Annotated in this window: 15 protein-coding genes; 4 read left to right on the forward strand and 11 right to left on the reverse strand. The window is 69.7% G+C overall.

All coding sequences use genetic code 11. The features are described 5' to 3' along the window. Window positions 1-408 precede the first annotated feature (408 nt). Window positions 409-2,751, forward strand: a complete 2,343-nt coding sequence (locus tag ACTWNK_RS33660; RefSeq protein ID WP_474308946.1) for a DUF4132 domain-containing protein — start codon at window positions 409-411, stop codon at window positions 2,749-2,751. A gap of 362 nt (window positions 2,752-3,113) precedes the next feature. Here ACTWNK_RS33660 and ACTWNK_RS33665 read toward each other — a convergent pair whose 3' ends face one another. Continuing rightward, window positions 3,114-3,764 carry a magnetosome magnetite crystal formation protein family gene (locus tag ACTWNK_RS33665; RefSeq protein ID WP_474308947.1) on the reverse strand — a complete coding sequence of 217 codons (651 nt, stop codon included), beginning with the start codon at window positions 3,762-3,764 and terminating at the stop codon, window positions 3,114-3,116. Window positions 3,765-3,903: 139 nt separating this feature from the next. Here ACTWNK_RS33665 and ACTWNK_RS33670 point away from each other — a divergent pair, with 139 nt between their 5' ends. Continuing rightward, entirely contained in the window at window positions 3,904-4,242 is a 339-nt protein-coding gene (locus tag ACTWNK_RS33670) for a hypothetical protein (RefSeq protein WP_474308948.1), read from the forward strand. Between the two features lie 51 nt (window positions 4,243-4,293). On the opposite strand, the gene ACTWNK_RS33675 is transcribed toward ACTWNK_RS33670, so the two are convergent. The 6 genes from ACTWNK_RS33675 to ACTWNK_RS33700 all read right to left on the reverse strand — a co-directional run bounded on the left by ACTWNK_RS33675 (window position 4,294) and on the right by ACTWNK_RS33700 (window position 11,143). Next, window positions 4,294-5,391 carry a DUF4192 domain-containing protein gene (locus ACTWNK_RS33675; RefSeq protein ID WP_474308949.1) on the reverse strand — a complete coding sequence of 366 codons (1,098 nt, stop codon included), beginning with the start codon at window positions 5,389-5,391 and terminating at the stop codon, window positions 4,294-4,296. Between the two features lie 489 nt (window positions 5,392-5,880). Beyond that, window positions 5,881-6,636, reverse strand: coding sequence for an EI24 domain-containing protein (locus ACTWNK_RS33680; RefSeq protein ID WP_474308950.1), 756 nt, complete (start codon window positions 6,634-6,636; stop codon window positions 5,881-5,883). 10 nt (window positions 6,637-6,646) lie between these two features. Then, window positions 6,647-7,231: a Maf family protein gene (locus tag ACTWNK_RS33685; protein WP_474308951.1), complete on the reverse strand. Its 585-nt coding sequence runs from the start codon at window positions 7,229-7,231 to the stop codon at window positions 6,647-6,649. Between the two features lie 94 nt (window positions 7,232-7,325). Then, window positions 7,326-7,925, reverse strand: coding sequence for a DUF937 domain-containing protein (locus ACTWNK_RS33690; protein ID WP_474308952.1), 600 nt, complete (start codon window positions 7,923-7,925; stop codon window positions 7,326-7,328). A 333-nt stretch (window positions 7,926-8,258) separates the two neighbouring features. Beyond that, the gene (gene ftsH, locus ACTWNK_RS33695; RefSeq protein ID WP_474308953.1) at window positions 8,259-10,250 is read right to left on the reverse strand and encodes an ATP-dependent zinc metalloprotease FtsH; all 1,992 of its coding nucleotides are present in this window, start codon (window positions 10,248-10,250) and stop codon (window positions 8,259-8,261) included. Window positions 10,251-10,288: 38 nt separating this feature from the next. Then, window positions 10,289-11,143 carry a hypothetical protein gene (locus tag ACTWNK_RS33700; RefSeq protein WP_474308954.1) on the reverse strand — a complete coding sequence of 285 codons (855 nt, stop codon included), beginning with the start codon at window positions 11,141-11,143 and terminating at the stop codon, window positions 10,289-10,291. Window positions 11,144-11,251: 108 nt separating this feature from the next. Here ACTWNK_RS33700 and ACTWNK_RS33705 point away from each other — a divergent pair, with 108 nt between their 5' ends. Beyond that, window positions 11,252-12,256, forward strand: coding sequence for a DUF3616 domain-containing protein (locus tag ACTWNK_RS33705; protein ID WP_474308955.1), 1,005 nt, complete (start codon window positions 11,252-11,254; stop codon window positions 12,254-12,256). Between the two features lie 118 nt (window positions 12,257-12,374). Here the strand turns inward: ACTWNK_RS33705 and ACTWNK_RS33710 are convergent, their stop codons facing one another. Next, window positions 12,375-13,013: a peptidyl-tRNA hydrolase gene (locus ACTWNK_RS33710; RefSeq protein WP_474308956.1), complete on the reverse strand. Its 639-nt coding sequence runs from the start codon at window positions 13,011-13,013 to the stop codon at window positions 12,375-12,377. Further along, on the reverse strand, window positions 13,000-14,265 hold the full coding sequence (locus ACTWNK_RS33715; protein WP_474308957.1) for an MFS transporter: 1,266 nt from the start codon (window positions 14,263-14,265) through the stop codon (window positions 13,000-13,002). Before ACTWNK_RS33715 ends, ACTWNK_RS33710 begins: the two co-directional genes overlap by 14 nt. A 72-nt stretch (window positions 14,266-14,337) precedes the next feature. Here ACTWNK_RS33715 and ACTWNK_RS33720 point away from each other — a divergent pair, with 72 nt between their 5' ends. Then, window positions 14,338-15,309: a GlxA family transcriptional regulator gene (locus ACTWNK_RS33720; RefSeq protein ID WP_474308958.1), complete on the forward strand. Its 972-nt coding sequence runs from the start codon at window positions 14,338-14,340 to the stop codon at window positions 15,307-15,309. Here the strand turns inward: ACTWNK_RS33720 and ACTWNK_RS33725 are convergent. After that, window positions 15,278-16,042: a class II aldolase/adducin family protein gene (locus tag ACTWNK_RS33725; RefSeq protein ID WP_474308959.1), complete on the reverse strand. Its 765-nt coding sequence runs from the start codon at window positions 16,040-16,042 to the stop codon at window positions 15,278-15,280. The genes ACTWNK_RS33720 and ACTWNK_RS33725 overlap by 32 nt on opposite strands. Before the next feature lie 14 nt (window positions 16,043-16,056). Beyond that, window positions 16,057-18,498, reverse strand: a complete 2,442-nt coding sequence (locus ACTWNK_RS33730) for an ATP-dependent Clp protease ATP-binding subunit (protein ID WP_474308960.1) — start codon at window positions 18,496-18,498, stop codon at window positions 16,057-16,059. Between the last annotated feature and the right edge of the window lie 113 nt (window positions 18,499-18,611).

Below are 18,611 nucleotides of genomic sequence, written 5' to 3' on the forward strand. Positions count from 1 at the left end.
AGCTCGCCCGAACGACGCGAGCCGACAAGCCGGCCAGCGGCAAAGCCCGACACAAGCCCGAAGCCGCAAGCCTCACTCACCCAAGGCTGAACGCCGACCGGCAGCAGCGGGGATGCGCCCCACACCGCCGAAGCGCCATCAGGCACACCCAACACCTGCGGCAGGCCGCAGCCTCAGCACCGTGTCCGCACCGCAGGCCGAGCGAGGAATCACCCGAGGACCTGCGCATTCTGCAGCCCACTCGAACAGGCCCCAGCAGCTCCCACACAACGCCCCCGGCATCAACCGAACAAGCGGCAAGGCGGCCCTCATGGAGCCGAGCCCAGGAGACCCAACAGCCCGAAATCTGTCAGTTCCGACTGATACTCATGATCACTCAATGCTTGCGATCATGAGTGGAGCCGTGTGATGACGTCAGCGGGTGGATGGGACTACCTGGACCCGGACACGAGGACCGCCTACCAGCGGTTCGACGAGCTCCTCGAACAGGGACTCGACCCCGCCCCCGACGTCGACTGGCGCATCTACGGCACATACGCCCAGACGAAACTCTGGCTGGGCCCGGAAGGCGGTCACGACTACGACGAGCGGGTGCTGCGTGTGGTCCGGTCGGTGGCCGAGCGCGACATCGAATTCACCTACCGGGAAGCGCACCACCTCATGTACCAGGCGAGCTACTGGGTACGGCAGGCACACACCCGCTACGAGGAGCTGTTCCGGATTCCGCTCGCGGCGGCCCGCCGGTTCGACTACCAGCGGCGCCGGGAGCTGCTGCGCTGGCTGATGTCGGAACCGTGGCTCAAGGACGCGCGGGCACTCCTGGCCGAGCAGGCGACCGAACTGCTCACCGAACCCGCCGAGCACGGCCCGGCCGGGGTGATCCGTACCGAGATCGGGGACACCGATCACTTCGCCCGCCTGCTGGCCGAGGAGTACGGCACGCGCCTGGTCGAGGTACTCCCGCTGTTTCGCCACTGGAACACCGCCCGCTCGACCAGACCCAGCGCCCGGTGGCTGCGGAACGCCACACGCATGCTCACGCCCGACGCGATCGCCCTGGTCCGCGAGCTGCTCACGCGGCTGGTGGCCTACCGGGGCGGAGAGTGGGTCGTCCGCCAGGACGCCGCCGAGTGGAGGGACAAGGTCTTCCTCAAGGAGGACACCATCGTCGTGGTGCGCGGCATCCTGTGGACGTGCCAGGTCATCGACGAGCGCTGGGTGACCTCGCTCGTCACCGACGTCGCGATGACCTGTGGCACCGGCAGCAACGGCATGGGCTCCACGTGCCGCTGCGAACCCGTCACCAACGCCGCCGTCGGCGTCCTGGCCCGCAGGGGTGGCCTCGACGTGATCGTCCCCCTCTCCAGGATCCAGGCGAAGGTACGCGCGAGGTCCGTACAGCGAAATCTGAGCCTCGCCCTCGACGCGGTGGCCGACGAGAACGGCCTGACCCGCGAGCAACTGCTCGATCGGACGGTACCCACCTTCGGCCTGGACGCCGACGGCGTTCACGAGCAGAGGATCGGCGAGTACCGGGTCAGATTGTGCGCCGACGTGCCCGCCTTGCGCTATGTGAACGCCTCCGGCAAGAGCGTCAAGTCGCTGCCGAAGGAGCTGCGCGCGGAGTTGTCCGATCTGCGATCCCTCCTCAAGGAGCTCAAGCTGGCCCAGGCGGCCGAACGTGCCCGCTTGGAGCAGGCGCTCGTCCACGAACGGACGTGGCCCTGGCGCGAGGTGACCGAGTACTTCCTCGACCATCCCGTCACCGGCCCGTACGCCCGCGCCCTGGTCTGGCAGATCGCCGACGGCCCGGCGGCCCTGCCGGTCAAGACCTCCGACGGCTGGGAACTGGACGGCCACCGCCCCGCCCCCGACGCGGTGGCAGGCCTGTGGCACCCGATCCACGCGACCGCCGATGAGGTGGCGGCGTGGCGCGACCGTCTCCTTGAGAGCGGTGTACGCCAGCCGTTCAAGCAGGCCTTCCGCGAGCTCTACCTGCTGACCCCCGCCGAGGAACGGACCGGCACGTTCTCCAGCCGTTTCGCCGGTCACATCCTTCGCTACGGCCAGGCCCGGACCCTGCTGGGCCAGCGCGGCTGGTCCGGCCGGTCGATCGGCCACTGGGGCTTCGACAGCGGCGGCGGCGAAGGCGAGGTGGTACGCGACCTGGCGGGCTGGCAGGCCCGGTGGGGCATGCACATCGCTTCCGCCCCCGGGGATGAGATCACCATGCTGTGCGCCACCGAGGGCATCACCTTCCACCGTGACGGGCAACCGGCGTCGATGGCCGATCTGCCGCCGCTGGTGCTGTCGGAGATTTTCCGCGAGGCCGATCTCGCCGTGGGCGTGGCCTCGGTCGCCCGCGACGACCAGGCGCCGATCGGCTACGACGAATACTGGCGCTCCCAGGGCTTCGGCGAACTGACCGAGACGGCCACGACCCGGCGCGAGGTGCTGGCGAGGCTGCTGCCGAAGCTGAAGATCGCCTCCCGGGTGGAGCTGACCGGCAGATTCCTTCGTGTCCGAGGCGACCTGCGGACGTACAAGATCCATCTGGGGTCGGCGAACATCCTGATGGAGCCCAACGACGTGTACCTGTGCATCGGCCGGGTGAGCGGGCGCGAGACGGGATCGGTGTTCCTGCCGTTCGAGGACGACGGGGGGCCGCTGTCGGTGATCCTTTCGAAGGCGTTCCTCCTGGCCGACGACACGTCGATCACGGACCCGACGATCACACGACAGCTCGGCTGAACCGTCTCGCTGAAGCGCCTCCCGGACATCGTTGATTCAGCGCTTGGCCCGCGTTGGTTGGCCCGCGATAGTTGGTTCGCGATGGCTGGTTCGCGATTCGCGTACCAGCCGGTGGTACTTGTCGCAGTCGTTCCCGCGGTCAATCGGCACCCTACCGGGGCAATTTCGGGTTGGCCACGCATGCTCATATCGCTCGGCTGTCGCGAGAGACTCGACTGCTGTGAGAGAAGGGCAAAGCACAGCGGAGGTCATTCTGTGGGGCGCAGTTCTTTGACACCTTCCCGCTTGGGCCTTCGGTCTGTTCGGTGAGTACCGCGTCGGACGAATCGTCGCGCGCGGACGATCCGCCGAACCGCTGGACGCTATTTGATCAACCGAAGCGTCATCGGATATCGGAACCCGCCCTCGCCGAGAGCCGCCAGGCCGCCGACGATGGCCAGGACGAACGCCGCCACCCAGATCACCGGCAACAGGACGACGCCGACGATCGTGAAGGGAAGCAGGACCGTGGCGCCCAGCACGGTGAGGTGGAAGTTGAGCGCCTCGATGGCGTGGGCCCGGATGTACGGAGAGGTCTTGCCTCCTGTGAGGAGCATGATCAACGGGCCCAGGATGACGAGCCCGGCGAACGGCAGCAGATGCGCCGCGGCGGCGCCGAACCTGTCGGCTCCGTCGCGCGAGGCCGGCATCTGGGTGGCGTCCCCCGAACGCCGCCATCCGGTCGAAGGCGCACCGTCGGTCGACTGCCAGACGACCGGAGGCGGCCCCTGCCGGTGCGACCGCACGCCGTACAGCTCGGTCATGATGGGGGAAAGCTCGGCGTGTGTGGTGGCGGTCATGGCGCGGTGGAGGCGGTTGTCGAAGTCGTACTTGTCGAAGCGTCCTGCCGCGTAGGCCCCCTTGATGTGCTCCACCACGTGTTCGCGGTCCTCGTTGGAGACGCGGAGCTGCGCGTGCGTGACCTGGGCGCCGGGCCACGACGGTGTCGGCGTCGGCGAAGTTCCCCCTGCCATGAGGCCATCCTTTTCAGTAGAGCGGCGATCTCATCCATGCTCGTGCAAACCGGCGCGGAGGACCATCGGGAGAAACCCCGAGGTGTCCCGGAGGTTCAGCCCCGACACAGCAGGCCAAGTAACGGTATAAAAAGGAAGCATGAGATGGCGTGACCGCTACGGACTGAGGCGCCTGCGCGGCCCCAAGGTCGCAAAATTCGACCGTGATGCCACCGATGAGGACATCGAGGCGCTCATTGCCTTTGCCAAGTCGCGCAGGGGCGTTGAGTTCTATGTCGAGCCTGAGACGTTCGCGACGGACACGACGGCTGTCGCGGTGGCCGATGACGGCGAATGGACTCGGCGCAGGGTGGGCTCCCCTGCGGTGATCCGCAAGGTTGCCCAGGGACTGGCGTTGCCCGTCTATGACGTGCAGCTCACGGGATATCCGCCCCGAATGCGCGCATACAACGAGAGGCGTAAACGCGAAGAAGGATGATCTCGTTTTCCTCTGATTCTTCTCCGGTGGGCGTGAGCGCCTTTGTTCTTCTCAGGGTGTGCCGTCCGGCGCTTCGGCGGCGTTGAGATGGGTGAGCAACGGCAGGAGCCAGGTGGCCCTGGGCGGCCCCATCTGACGGTCCAGCTCGCCCGGACTCGGCATGCGCTCGCGCAGCAGCTTGGGCGGCAGGAGATGGCGCAGCGCGTGGGTCAGCAGATTGGCCATCGAGTAGTCGGGGTCCACGGCCAGGGCGCGTTCGAGGGCGATCGAGGCGAGCACACAGTCGCCGGAACGCCAGGCCGACACCGCCAGCAGGCATGCCGCTCCCGGCACGTAACGCGGCTCCAGCCTTCGCGTGAGGTCGCGCCACAGGGCGATGTGCGCCTGCTGCGTGTCCTCGGTGATCAACGCCCAGGCCTCGTCGCGTAGCCGGATCAACGTCAGATCGAGCCCGAGACGAGCGGCTTCGGCATCGTTGAGGCGTATTCCGGCCGCCGAAGCCGCGACGGCGTCACGAATGCGGGCACAGCCGTCCTCGATGAGAGCGCGTACGACCTCGTCGAGCTCCTCCTCGGTCGTGGTCGCCGCGAGGAGCTCCCGCAGGTTCGCGGCGGCCTGCGCGGTGGCCCTGCGCATCGCCACGCGTACGGGGCCTTCGACGGAGGCGATCGTGCGCTCCAGCGACTCCCTGTCCGGCAGTGCGACCAGACCGTGCACGGTGGCCAGGGCCGCGATCGGGCTGGACTCCTGGTTGTACGGGGTGCCGCCGGGTGGGCAGCAGCGGTGATCGGCGCACACGTAGGACCAGTAGTGGCCTTCGTGTGCCCTGAGCAGCTCGCTGAGGACGACCCCGGTGCGCGTCGCCACCGCTCGTACCTCGTCCAGGGCCGAGGTGACCCCGTCGAGCGGACCGTAGCCGACGGCGATCAGCTGGGTCACCTTCTCCCGCTCGAACACGCCGTCGAGGGCCGCCAGCGCGCCCGACAGGAGGGGGAGGTCCCAGCGTGCGGTCACCTGGAGGCTGGGGCCGTTCAGGCCGATCACCACGAGGCTGTCGGCCGGGTGGAACCCGACGAGGTACGGCACTGCGCCGAGGATGTCGGCCGGGCTGGAGAGGGTCATGCAGGGGGTGGGGGCGTTCGGCGTCATGGGTAGGGAGGATGGCGGGCGGCGTGGGGGGAGAAATCGGGCGAGCGTGGTTCTGGGGATGGGTGAGTGGGGTGATGGGCGAGGTGTGGATGGGGCGGGTGGGAGGCGGGTGGGGGCAAGGTGGGGCGGGCGTGAGAGTGGTGACATGGGCGCGAGACGGGTGGGTCTTGGGGTATGGAAGCGTGAGGGCGCGAGATGCGCGAGATGCGCGAGATGCGCGAGATGCGCGAGATGCGCGAGATGCGCGAGATGCGCGAGATGCGCGAGATGCGCGAGATGCGCGAGATGCGCGAGGCTGGTTTCCGGCAGTGATGGTGTCATCTCCTGAGGGGCTCCCCCTCGTGCCGCACCACCAACGACTGCGGCACTCCTCAGGCCGGACCCGTACCTCCTCGAAAGCCGCGAGCCTGCGCTACCTCCCCAACGCCTCCAGAAAGCCGCGAGCCTCCGCTACCTCCCCAGCACCTCCATGCAAGCCACCAGCCTCCGCTACCTCCCCAGCGCCTCCCCACCCCCCACCAACCGATGCCGCACCAGCAGCGCCGCCCCCGCCACAGCCGCCGGCATCGCGACCACCGCCACGAACGGCACGAGGAACAGCAAGAACACCACAACCCCGAACCCAATCGCCGGTGCACGATTCCCCCGAAGCACCGCGAACCGCGCCTTGCGCGACAACCCGCGGCGCTCCATGGCGATCGTCGTCAGCTCCACCGTGAGGAAGAACCCGGACACAGCCGCCCCGAGCACCGGTACAACCGTCTGCCCGATCACGGGGATGAACCCCATCACGAACAGCGGAATCGTGAACATCAGAACGTACGCCAGGGTCACCAGGCTGTCCCGGATCGACCGAGGCAGCGTCCGCCACCAGGGCTGTTCGTCCGCTTCGGGCAGGTCGTCCACCGTGGCCGAGAGCTTCTCGTAGAACGGCTCGCCGATCGCCAGGGTCAACGCGGTGAACGTGACCACCGTCAGGGCCAGGCCGCCGACGAAGACGAGCGCGGCGATCAGCCAGCGGAAGGCGTCTCGCCAGCCGTTGCTCCAGTCGTCGGCGAACGGCGTGAGGAAGTCGGCTATGTCGAAGGCCTGGTTGCCGAGGTACACCAGGGCCCCGACGTACAGCGCGAACGAGATCAGCGCAGGGATCAGCCCGAACAGCCACCATTTGGGGTGTCTGGCCACCCAGCCGAGGCCTTGGAAGAAGAAGCCCGCGCCGGTGAAGAGATCGCGCACAGATCGCATGCCCGGCAGGCTAGCGCCAGAAGGACGTCACCGCGAAGCCGAGATCGGCGAACAGATTGCGCAGCAGGGGAAGCGAGATGCCCAGAACGTTCCCGTGGTCGCCTTCGATGGCATCGACGAACCAGCCGCCGAACCCGTCGAGGGTGAAACCCCCGGCCACCCGCAGCGGCTCCCCCGTGGCGACGTAGGCGGCGATCTCCTCGTCCGTGGGATGCCCGAAACGTACGGCCGTGGAGGCGGCTGCGGCCACCTGGCGGCCCGTGGCCAGGTCGATCACGCAGTGGCCGGTCAGCAGGTGCCCGGTGCGGCCCCGCATGCCCTCCCAGCGCATCTTCGCCTCAAGCGCCGTCGCGGGCTTGCCGTACGCGAAGCCGTCCAGGTCGAGGACCGAGTCGCAGCCGATGACGAGGCCTTCGGACTTGAGTCCGGCGGCGACGACCTCGGCCTTGGCCCTGGCCAGTTTGAGGCACAGCTCGGCGGGGGTGTCGGCGGTGATCGCGTCCTCGTCGACGCCGCTGACGATCACTTTGGGGTCGAGGCCCGCACTCCGCAGGAGCGACAGGCGGGCGGGAGAGGCCGAGGCGAGGATGATCACGCCGGTAGTTTACCGACAGCCGATCCCGCTGCGCATGGCTGTGCCCCGGCGCCCATGACCGCGGGCCCCGGAGCACGGCAGGCCGTGCGGGTCGTCACCAGTCCGGGTTCGAGGTGCCCTGGGTCTGGGGCTGACGCGCGTTCTCAGGCTGAGCGGGTACGGCGCCGCCGCCGGTCGCACCGCCGAAGATGCCGCCGAGCAGGCCGCCCAGCAGGTCGCCGAGGCCGCCGCCCGAGATCGACGACTCCTCCTGGCGTACGTCCTGGGCCACGGCTCCCGCGTCCATGCCGTTCTGGTTGGCCCGGTTGGCCAGGAGAGACATGATCATCGGGGCCAGGCCGGCGAGGAGCTTCATGACGGTGGCGGAGTTCAGTCCGGCGAACTGCGAGATGCCGGCCGCCGCCTGCTGGGTGCCCTGGCCGCCGAGCACATGGCCGAGGATGCCTTCGCCGTCGCGTTCGAGTGTGGACACGTCCGAGGTGAATGGGTCGGTGTCGACGTGGTCGTCCAGGGCGGTACGCAGGGCCTGGGCGCCGTCCGGGTTCTCGGAGTTGCGGGCCATGCCGCCGACGATCGTGCCGAGCGACGCCTCCACCGCCGCCTTGGCCTGTGTGGTGTCGGTGCCGAGCAGGCCCGCGATCTGCTGCAGGCCGGAGTCGCCCAGCTGGGCGAAGAGCTCGTCATTGAGTGTCACGACGTTTCCCCCGATCACTTGTCTTCCGGAGGAGACCTCCCCTTGGACAAATCGGCATATATCCCGGCACAGGCCAGCTTTGCACCAAGGATCCACCAACGAGAGAGGAGAGCACGGGACAGTACGGGGCCACGCCCTGAGGGGGAAGGCCGGGCTACGCGCTGGGAGTGAGCACAGGGCTGGGAGGCACGGAGGGTGGAGCTGCGCGCTGGGCTTGGAGGTACGGGGTGGGGCCGCGCGCTGAGGGTGAGAGCCGGGAGCTGAGGGCCGGAGGGTTAGGACCGGAGGTTAGGGGGTGCCCGAGCTGAATACAGCTCGGGCACCCCCTAACCCCTACGGCTCCGGCTTAGGTGCGGGCCCAATAACCGCCCCGCCCTCACCCACGCCCCCCTCCAACGCCGCCCGCACACCCCGAGGCAGCCCCGCCGCCGCGTAGGCCGCCCCTTCGTCCAGCGTCTCGTGCTCAAGAAGTGCCGCGACGATCGCGTCCAGCCGATCGCGGTTCTCCCCCAGCACCCGCACGGCCACCTCGTAGCACTCGTCCACGATTCGCCGTGTCTCCTCGTCCACGGCGGCCAGCGTCGCGGGGGCGGCGGCGGGCGGGGAGCCGTCGTTGGACAGGATGGTGAGCGGGCCGATCCTCGACGACATGCCCCAGCGGCCGACCATGCCTCTGGCGATCGAGGTGACCTGTTCCAGGTCGTTCTCGGCGCCGGTGGTGATCACGTCGTAGATCACCTGCTCGGCGGCCATCCCGCCGAGTGCGCCGATGATGCGCCCGCGCAGGTACGTCTCGTCGTAGGCGTAGCGGTCGGTGTCGGGTGTCGACAGGGTGACGCCCAGGGCACGGCCGCGCGGGATGATCGAGATCTTGCGTACGGGGTCGGCGCCGGGCTGGAGCATGCCCAGCAGGGCGTGGCCTGCCTCGTGGTAGGCCGTCCTGGTGCGTTCCTCCTCGGGCATCACGATCGAGCGTGCCGTACCGAGCTGGAGTTTCTCCAGGGCGTCGAGGAAGTCCTGCTTGCCGACCTTGTCCTTGCCGCGTTTGGCGGCGAGCAGGGCCGACTCGTTGACCAGGTTCGCCAGGTCGGCGCCTGTCATACCGGGTGAGGTCTTGGCGAGTTGGTCGAGGGAGACGTCGTCGCCGAGCGGTACGCCCCTGGTGTGGACCTGGAGGATGGCCTTGCGGCCTGCGGCGTCGGGCGGGGAGACCATGACCGTGCGGTCGAAGCGGCCGGGGCGCAGCAGGGCGGGGTCGAGGATCTCGGGGCGGTTGGTGGCGGCGATGACGATGACGCCTTCGCCGCCGGAGAAGCCGTCCATCTCGGTGAGGATCTGGTTGAGCGTCTGCTCGCGTTCGTCGTGCCCGCCGATGCCGCCGCTGCCGCCGCGCGCCCGGCCGATGGCGTCGATCTCGTCGATGAACACGATCGAGGGCGCCACCTTGCGCGCCTCCTCGAACAGGTCGCGTACGCGTGAGGCGCCGACGCCGACGATCATCTCGATGAACTCGGAGGCGCTGGCGGAGAAGAACGGCACATTGGCCTCGCCCGCGACCGCTCTGGCCAGCAGGGTCTTGCCGGTGCCCGGCGGTCCGGCGAGCAGGACGCCCTTGGGCAGCTTCGCACCGAGCTTGCGGTACTTCTGCGGTTCCTTGAGGTAGTCGACGATCTCGACGAGTTCGTTCTCGACCTCGTCGATCCCGGCCACGTCGTCGAAGTTGACGCGTACCTTGTCGCTCTCGACGGGTTTGGCCGCCTTGGACTTGCCGATGCCGCCGATCCCGCCACCGCCCATCATGCTGGCTCCCCGGCGCATGATCCAGATCCAGAGTCCGGCCAGGATCGCGACCGGCAGCAGCGACAGCAGCAGGTTGACCAGGAAGCCCCTGCTGCCGGTGCTGAGCGGCTCGGAGGTGACCACGACGCCCTTGGCGACCATCTGCGAGTAGATGTCGTCCTCGGCGAACGCGGGCCGCTCGGTGGTGAACTTGGTGTAGCTGCGGTTGTCGTTCTCCGGGTCCTGGGCCGCCTTCTTGAGGTCGCCCTGGATGGAGTAGCCCTGGGTGTAGACGTCCTTGACGTTGCCCGCCGTGACCTGCTTGGTGAACTCGGTGTAGGCGATCGTCTCGACCTTGCCCTCGTCGAAGAACGAGGAGATGAGGAAGAAGGCGGCATAGACCACGAGGAGTGTCAGCAGGAAGCGCCACCAGTTGACCTTGGGACGCCCGCCTGGTGAGCCGCCGGGCAGCCCCTCGGCCCGCCACGGCTTGGGTCGATCCTTTTTGTCCGGATCCTGCGGCGAACCAGTACGTTGCTGCTCCACGGCGCTCCTCCCCCGAAATGCGCGCCAATCCCGATGATCTACCCTATGCGCCTCAATCCGGAAACCAGACGGTTGAGGTCACGCCAGTGTTTGCGCTGGCTATCGGGGATCGTGGCGAAAACCATGCCGGGCCGCCCCTTGGGCTGCTTGAGCACGGCCAGGGCCGCCATCGAGGTGCGCTTGCCGTACTTCACCCGGTACACCAGCAGCCAGCCGTGCTTGATCGGCTGCGAGGCGACCCAGGTGATCTTGGAGCCGTCGGGGTGGTGGCCCAGCGACCAGCGGGCGGCGACGAGGGCGGTCGAGCGCGTGTTCTTCTGCACGTCGGTCGGCACGGGGGAGGTCACGAGCATCGCGCGGTGCGCCTGACCGCGCAGCGGCGGCAGGACCTGCTTGGTCTTGAACGGCGAGGGCCCGAACGCCTTCCACGGCTTGCCGAGCCTCGGCACCGCGACGCCGGAGCGCTTGTCCTTGACCGTGCCCTTGGGCTTGGCCGACGTTCCGGGCAGCGTCTTCAGCTTGACCGTCTTGGCCGGAAGGGCGGGGACCCTGCCGTCGGCCCTGACCTGCTGCATGGCCGACAGCTTCGGCGTCGGCTCCGCGCTGGCACTGGCGCTGGCCGCCGGGGTCGGCTCGGGCGTGGGGGTCGGCGGCGGCGTCGGGCTGGGGATTCCGGGCGAGGCCCCCTCGGCCGATGGCGCGGCGACCGGCCCAGGCGCGACCTCGCCCGGAGTCTTCGAGGTGCCGGGAAGCACGAACGCGGCCGCCACGGCGACCACCGCCAGCGCCAGCAACACGGCGAGACCGCGATAGATGTCACGCATGCGCAGGTCGCCGAGCCTGCGACGCCGCGGCTTTGCGGGAACGCCACCGGCGGCCGGCTTCCTGATCATCGTCCGTTGGGACCCTTCAGTCCCAGCCTCCCCATCAAGCACGATCGGGAGCGTACGACATATCGCGCCATTCCGTATACGGACTGCGGGAAGTGCCATCATGGGCAGATGACACAGCGGGTGGAGTTGCGCTTCGACAGCACGTCCAGGCAGGCCGAAACACACACCAACCTCTCCGCTGTCCGCCTGGACGGCGAGACGCTGTGGGTGGCGGGCGACGAGACCGCGACGATCGAACGCCTGCGCTTCATGGGCGGCAGGTTCGACGGCCAGCACACCTTCCACCTGGCCGACTACGTCGACCTGCCCGCGGGCCGCGACGAGGAGGCCGACATCGAGGGCCTGGCCCGCGCCGACGGCTGGCTGTGGGCGATCGGCTCGCACAGCCTCAAGCGCAAGCGCATCAAGTCCCCCGACCCGGTCAAGGCCAGACGACGCCTGGCCACCGTCGTCCGCGAGGAGAACAGATTCACCCTGGTACGGCTCCCGCTCGACCCCGCGACCAACGCCCCGGCCAAGCAGGTGGGCGACCGGACCGCGGCCATCCTCGCGGGACCCGGCCGCAACCTGGCCGACCTCATGCGAGACGACCCGCACCTGGCGCCGTTCCTGGCGCTGCCCGGCAAGGACAACGGGCTCGACATCGAGGGCGTCGCCGCGATCGGCGACCGGATCTATCTCGGCCTGCGCGGTCCCGTGCTGCGGGGCTGGGCCGTGGTGCTGGAGATCGTGCCGCGCACCGACCCGCGCGACCCGCACAAGCTCCGCCTCGAACGCCCCTACCTCACCCACTTCCTCGACCTCGGCGGGCTCGGCGTGCGCGACCTGTGCCCGGTGGGCGAGGACCTGCTGCTGCTCACCGGGCCGAGCATGAGCCTGGACGGCCCCGTGCGCGTGGTGCGCTGGCGCAGGCCGGGCACACACGCGGGCCCGGCCGTCATCCCGGCCGTCGAGCTCGAGCCGATCGCCGACCTGCCCTACGGCGAGGACTGCGACCACCCGGAGGGTCTGGCCGTGGTCGGCGACGGCCGCCTGATGGTCGTCTACGACAGCCCCGGCCCCTACCGCCTGACCCCCGAAGGCGGCGTGTACGCGGACCTGATCAGGGTCTGAGAGCCCATGTGTACGCGGACCTCATCAGGATTCTGAGAGCCCACGTGTACGCGGACCTCATCAGGGTCTGAAAGCCCACGTGTACGCGGACCTCATCAGGGTCTGAGAGTCCAGAGATCTAGAACCAGGGCGTCTGCGCGACGAAGGTGCACGAGCCGGGCTCGATCTCGGTGAACCCGGCGTCGCGCACCACCGGCAGCCCCTTGGCCACCAGGTCGGCGAACCTCTCCTTCGACGCCGTGCGCACCGCCACCTCGAACCCGCGGGCGCGCCACGCGGCCCTGGCGTCGTCGCCGAGCGCCCACCAGGCGAGCTGCGCGGCATGCCCGGCCTGCGCCATGGCCTTGCCCGCCGTCATCTCCACCTCGGGATTGGCCCACAACACCGGCGGTTCGGCGGGGCCGGGCTCCCGCGGGTCGGTCAGCTCGGTGCCCGACACCTGCAGCCTGGACAGGTCCTTCGGCCAGTCGTCGAGCGGCACGGGCGGATGCACGCGCACCTCGGCGCTGCGGTGCTCGATCGTACGGCCGGGCAGGGCGAGCACGCGCTGCCACTCGGCGCCTCGCGCCCGGCGTACGACCTTGCGGATGCGGCTCCTGCCCTGCCAGATCGCGATCTCCTCGGCCCACTCCCCCGGGTCGTCGAGCAGGCTCAGCACGGCCTTGGCCGCCGCCTCCATGGCGTCGGTGCGTTCGGGTGGGGTCGCTCGTTCGATCCTGACGACTAGGGGCAGGACCATGGGCTCAGTCTCGTTCATCCCCTCCAGCATGCCCGATGGCCAGCGACAGCCCTGCGGCCAGGAGGCACAGGGCCCCGGCGGCGTACCAGGCGAGGTCGTATGCGCCCAGGTGGTCGCGGGTCAGACCGGCCCCGACGGCGGCCACAGCCGCGCCGAGCTGGTGCGAGGCGAACACCCAGCCGAAGACCACCGAGCCGGACGCCCCGTAGATCCTGCGGCACAGCGCCACCGTCGGCGGCACGGTGGCCACCCAGTCCAGGCCGTAGAAGACGACGAACAGCAGCATGCTCGGCTCGGTCGTCGCCGCGAACAGTCCGGGCAGCACCATCAGCGACAGCCCGCGCAACGCGTAGTAGACGCCGAGCAGCACCTTCGGGTTCATCCGGTCGCTGAGCCAGCCGGAGGCCACGGTGCCGACGACGTCGAAGATCCCGACGAGGGCGAGCAGCCCGGCGGCCGTGCCCTGCGGCATGCCGTGGTCGTGCGCGGCGGGGATGAAGTGGGTGCCGACCAGGCCGTTGGTACTGGCGCCGCAGATGGCGAACCCGATGGAGAGGTACCAGAACGGCCTGGTCCTGGCGGCGTCCCGCAACACGACGAGCGCGTGCTTGGCCGCGTTCCGGGTGACGGGCACGACCGGCCTGGGCCCGTCGGCGCCGAGCGCGTGCACGCCGACGTCCTCTGGCCGGTCGCGCAGGAACACCCACACCAGCGGCACCACGAGCAGCGCGGCTCCGGCCACGCTGAGCGAGGCGACGCGCCAGCCGCTCTCGCCCGCCAGATGGGCCAGCAGCGGCAGGAAGACGAGCTGGCCGGTCGCGCCCGCCGCGGTGAGCACACCGGTGACGACTCCCCTGTGCCTGGTGAACCACCTGTCGGTCACCGTGGCCACGAACACCAGCGCCATCGACCCGGTGCCGAGCCCGACCAGCACGCCCCAGCAGAGCACGAGCTGCCAGGAGGCCCCCATGAACACCGTCAGGCCGCTGCCGAGCGCCACCAGCACCAGCGCGAGCGCCACCACGCGCCGCATGCCGAACCTGTCCATCAGCGCGGCGGCGAACGGCGCGGTCAGGCCGTACAGAACGAGGTTGACCGAGACGGCGAGGGAGATGGTGCCGGTGCTCCAGCCGAACTCGGCCTGCAGCGGCTCGATGAGCACGCCGGGCGTGGCGCGGAATCCGGCGGCTCCGAGTATGGCGACGAACGCCACGGCGGCCACCAGCCAGGCCCGGTGCAGGGTGCGCCGCCGGGAGGTGGTCAGTGTCATGGCGGCCATCCTCGCCGGGCCGCCGACACCTACGGAAGTGGCCGGATAGCCAATATGTGAAAGAATCCGGCCATGGCTCCGCATCGCATCGCCGTCGTCGCGCTTCCCCACTTCGCCACGCTCGACCTGGGCGTGCCCGGACAGGTGTTCCGGGGAGCGCGCACACCGTCGGGCGCACCGCTGTACGAGATCGTGACGTGCTCGCCCGGCGGGCTACCGGTGCGCTCGGACGCCGGATACAGCGTGCTGCCCGAGCACGACCTGTCGGTGCTGGCCACGGCCGACACGGTGCTGGTGCCCGGCGTGCACGGCGGCAGCGCGCTGGAGGAGGGCACGATCGACGAGGAGTTGCGCGAGGCCCTGCAGGGACACGCGCGCACGATGTCGATCTGCACGGGCGCGTTCGTCCTGGCCGCGGCCGGACTGCTCGACGACAGGCCCGCGACCACGCACTGGCGCGACACCGACGCCTTCGCCGCGTTCTTCCCCCGGGTACGGCTGGACCCCGGCGTGCTGTTCGTCGACGACGGCGACGTGCTGACCTCGGCGGGAGTGGCGGCCGGGCTCGACCTGTGCCTGCACGTCATCAGGCGCGACCACGGCAGCGCCGTGGCCAACCAGGTGGCACGCAGGTGCGTGATGCCGCCGTGGCGCGACGGCGGCCAGGCCCAGTACATCGAGCGCCCGCTGCCCGCCGAGTCGGGCGTGAGCACCGGGCCGACCCGCGAGTGGATGCTCTCGCGCCTGGAGGAGCCGATCGACCTGACCGCGCTCGCCACCCACGCCAGGATGAGCGTGCGTACCTTCACCAGGAGGTTCCGCGACGAGACCGGGCTCAGCCCGGCCCGCTGGCTGACCGCGCAGCGGGTCGAGCACGCCAGGCACCTGCTGGAGACGACCGAGCTGCCCGTCGACCAGATCGCCAGGCGGGCCGGGTTCGGCACGGCCGTCTCCCTGCGCCAGCACCTGCACGCCGCGGTGGGCGTGGCGCCGCTGGCCTACCGCAGCACGTTCAGTCGAACAGGTCGGGCTGCTCGCGGATGATCTGGTCGTGCAGCGGCTGGAAGTTGATCCAGCCGACCAGCTCGTTGCCGATCTGGGCGTGGGTCAGCTCGGCGCTCTCCGGCGCGATCGGCACGACCTGGCCCGCCGCCTTGGCCACCAGCTGGACCTGGGCCGAGCGCTCCATCGTGATGAACCACCAGGCCGCCGAGTCGACGGTGTCGCCGACCGTGAGCAGGCCGTGGTTGCGCAGCACGACCGCCTTGGCGCCGCCGAGCGCGGCGGCGATGCGCTTGCCCTCCTCCACGTCGGTCACCACGCCGGTGTAGTCGTCGAACAGCGTGTGGTCCTGGTAGAAGGCGCAGGCGTCCTGGGTGATCGGCTCAAGGAGCTGGCCGAGCGCCGACAGCGCCCTGCCGTACACCGAGTGCGAGTGCGCCGCCGCCACCACGCCGGGCCTGGCCTGGTGCACCTGGGAGTGGATGGCGAAGGCGGCCTCGTTGACGTGGTAGCGCCCCTCGACCACCTGGCCCTGGTGGTCGACCAGGAGCAGGTCGCTGACCTTGATGTGCTTGAACGACATGCCGAACGGATTGACCCAGAAGTGGTCGGTGAGCTCGGGGTCGCGGGCGGTGATGTGTCCCGCGACCCCTTCCTCGAAGCCGAGCTTGCCGAAGACGCGCAGCGCCGCCGCCAGCCGTTCCTTGCGGTGCCTGCGCTCCTCCTCGACGGTCTCGAAGGTGGGGGGCAGCCTGAAGATGAGGTTCTCAGCCATGAACCGAATGTAGTTCAGGCAGGCGTGATCAGCAGTCCCCCGTCCTCGGCGTCCACCTTCACCGAGCCGCCCTCGACGACGTCGCCGTTGAGCACCATCCGCGAGAGCCTGTTGTCCAGCTCCCGCTGCACCGTACGGCGCAGCGGCCTGGCCCCGAACTCCGGCTGGAAGCCCTTGGCCGCCAGCCAGTCCTTGGCCGCGTCCGACACCTCGAGCTCGATGTCCTGGCCCTTGAGCCGCTGGCGCGTCTTGTCCAGCAGCAGGTCGACGATCTGCCGCAGCTGCTCCTTCTCCAGGCGGCGGAAGATGATGATCTCGTCGATCCGGTTGAGGAGCTCGGGCCTGAGCGTGCCCTGCAGCAGGCTCATCAGCTCCTCCTCGCTCGCCTCGCCCGACAGGATCAGCTGCGCGCCGATGTTGCTGGTCATCACCACGACCGTGTTGCTGAAGTCGACCGTACGGCCCTGCCCGTCGGTCAGCCTGCCGTCGTCGAGCAGTTGCAGCAGGATGTTCATGACGTCCGGGTGCGCCTTCTCGATCTCGTCGAACAGCACCACGGCATGCGGGTGCCTGCGCACGGCCTCGGTGAGCTGGCCCGCCTCCTCGTAGCCCACGTAGCCGGGAGGCGCCCCGACCAGGCGGCTGACCGAGTGGCGCTCCTGGAACTCGCTCATGTCGATGCGGATCATGTGATCCTCACCGCCGAACAGGTACGCCGCCAGCGCCCTGGCCAGCTCGGTCTTGCCGACACCCGTCGGCCCGAGGAACAGGAAGCTGCCGATCGGCCGGTTCGGGTCCGACAGTCCGGCCCTGGACCTGCGTACGGCCTCGGCGATGGCGGTGACCGCCTCGTCCTGGCCGATCACGCGTTCGTGCAGGTGCTCCTCCAGGCGCAGCAGCCGGTCGCGCTCGGCCTCGGTCAGCTGGGCGAGCGGGATGCCGGTGCGGCGCGAGACGACCTCGGCGATGTCGGTCGCCGTCACCTGCGGCACGTCGTCGTGGCCGTGCCTGGCGTCCTCGATCTCCGGCCTGAGCGCCTCGATCTCGGCGGTCAGCTCCTTGGCCCGGTCGAAGTCCTCGTCGGCGACGGCCGCGTCCTTGTCCCGGTGCAGCCCTTCGAGCCGCTCCTCCAGCACCCGCACGCCCTCACCCGGGGTACGGCTGCGCAGCCGTACCCTGGCGGCCGACTGGTCCATGAGGTCGATCGCCTTGTCGGGCAGGAACCTGTCGGCGACGTAGCGGTCGGACATGGTGGCCGCGGCGTCGATGGCGTCGTCGGTGATCTTCACCTGGTGGTGCGCCTCGTAGGAGTCGCGCAGCCCGGCCAGGATGGTGATCGTGTCCTCGACCGACGGCTCGGGCACCAGGATCGGCTGGAAGCGGCGTTCGAGCGCGGCGTCCTTCTCGATGTTCTTGCGGTACTCGTCGATCGTGGTGGCGGCCACGACGTGCAGCTCGCCTCTGGCCAGGGCGGGCTTGAGGATGTTGGCGGCGTCCATGCCGCCCTCCACCGCGCCCGCGCCGACCAGCGTGTGCACCTCGTCGATGAAGACGACCAGTTCGTCGCTGTGCTCGCGGATCTCGTCGATGACCTTCTTGATCCGCTCCTCGAACTCGCCTCGGTACTTCGAGCCCGCGACCATGCCGGTCAGGTCGAGCGCGACCACGCGCTTGCCCTTGAGCGTGTCGGGCACCTGGCCGTTGACGATGCGCTGGGCGATGCCCTCGACGATCGCGGTCTTGCCGACGCCCGGCTCGCCGATGAGCACCGGGTTGTTCTTCCTGCGGCGCGACAGGACCTCGATGGCCTGCTCGATCTCGTCCTCACGGCCGACGACCGGGTCCAGCCTGCCCTGCCTCGCCTCTTCGGTGAGGTCCCTGCCGTACTCGTCGAGCGTGGGCAGCTCCGCGTGCGGCGTGCCGCCCGGCTCGCCCTTGCGCGTGCCCTGCGGCTGGCCGAGCACCGCGTCCTGCAGTTCGTTGGCCGACACGCCCTGGGCGGCGAGCAGCCTGGCGGCACTGGAGTCAGGATTGGCGGCCAAGGCGAGCAGCAGGTGCTCGGGGCCGATGTAGGAGGCGCCGAGCGCACGCGAGATGCGCTGGGCGTCGAGCACCGCACGCTTGGCCGAAGGCGAGAGCGTGCTGGGCGGCTCGCCGGGAGCGCCCTGGCCGACGAGCCTGCCGATCTGCTCGACGACGAGGTCGGGATCGGCGCCGGCCGCCGCCAGCAGGCCCCTGGTGCTCCCGTCGGCGGCGGACGCGCGCAGCAGGTCGAGCACGTCGAGATCGGCCGCGCCCCTGTCGGCGGCGTCGGTGATGGCCCTGCCCATGAGCTCACGGGCGGGCCGGCTGAGCAGCTTGCCGACGTCCACCCGCTGCACACCGGGCCGCGCCGGCGGCCAGGAGCCGAGTCCGCGGAATGGGTCGCCGAAGAAGGCATCGAAAGGAGAGGTCACGCCCCCCTTGTCACCGCGAACCCCACCCAACAAGCCCACGAAAGCGAAAAACCCCACCCAAAATGGACAAACACCAAGACGGGCGGCCCGACCAACCGAAAAGGCCACTTTCC

The organism is Nonomuraea sp. IBHARD001, from assembly GCF_056106265.1.

Excerpts from the sequence above, each read along its gene's own strand:
- ACTWNK_RS33665 (WP_474308947.1), bottom strand. The coding sequence starts at position 3,764 with ATGGCAGGGGGAACTTCGCCGACGCCGACACCGTCGTGGCCCGGCGCC.
- ACTWNK_RS33660 (WP_474308946.1), top strand. The coding sequence starts at position 409 with ATGACGTCAGCGGGTGGATGGGACTACCTGGACCCGGACACGAGGACC.
- ACTWNK_RS33710 (WP_474308956.1), bottom strand. The coding sequence starts at position 13,013 with ATGAACGAGACTGAGCCCATGGTCCTGCCCCTAGTCGTCAGGATCGAA.
- ACTWNK_RS33670 (WP_474308948.1), top strand. The coding sequence starts at position 3,904 with ATGAGATGGCGTGACCGCTACGGACTGAGGCGCCTGCGCGGCCCCAAG.
- ACTWNK_RS33675 (WP_474308949.1), bottom strand. The coding sequence starts at position 5,391 with ATGACGCCGAACGCCCCCACCCCCTGCATGACCCTCTCCAGCCCGGCC.
- ACTWNK_RS33705 (WP_474308955.1), top strand. The coding sequence starts at position 11,252 with ATGACACAGCGGGTGGAGTTGCGCTTCGACAGCACGTCCAGGCAGGCC.
- ACTWNK_RS33715 (WP_474308957.1), bottom strand. The coding sequence starts at position 14,265 with ATGACACTGACCACCTCCCGGCGGCGCACCCTGCACCGGGCCTGGCTG.
- ACTWNK_RS33700 (WP_474308954.1), bottom strand. The coding sequence starts at position 11,143 with ATGATCAGGAAGCCGGCCGCCGGTGGCGTTCCCGCAAAGCCGCGGCGT.
- ACTWNK_RS33725 (WP_474308959.1), bottom strand. The coding sequence starts at position 16,042 with ATGGCTGAGAACCTCATCTTCAGGCTGCCCCCCACCTTCGAGACCGTC.
- ACTWNK_RS33720 (WP_474308958.1), top strand. The coding sequence starts at position 14,338 with ATGGCTCCGCATCGCATCGCCGTCGTCGCGCTTCCCCACTTCGCCACG.
- ACTWNK_RS33680 (WP_474308950.1), bottom strand. The coding sequence starts at position 6,636 with ATGCGATCTGTGCGCGATCTCTTCACCGGCGCGGGCTTCTTCTTCCAA.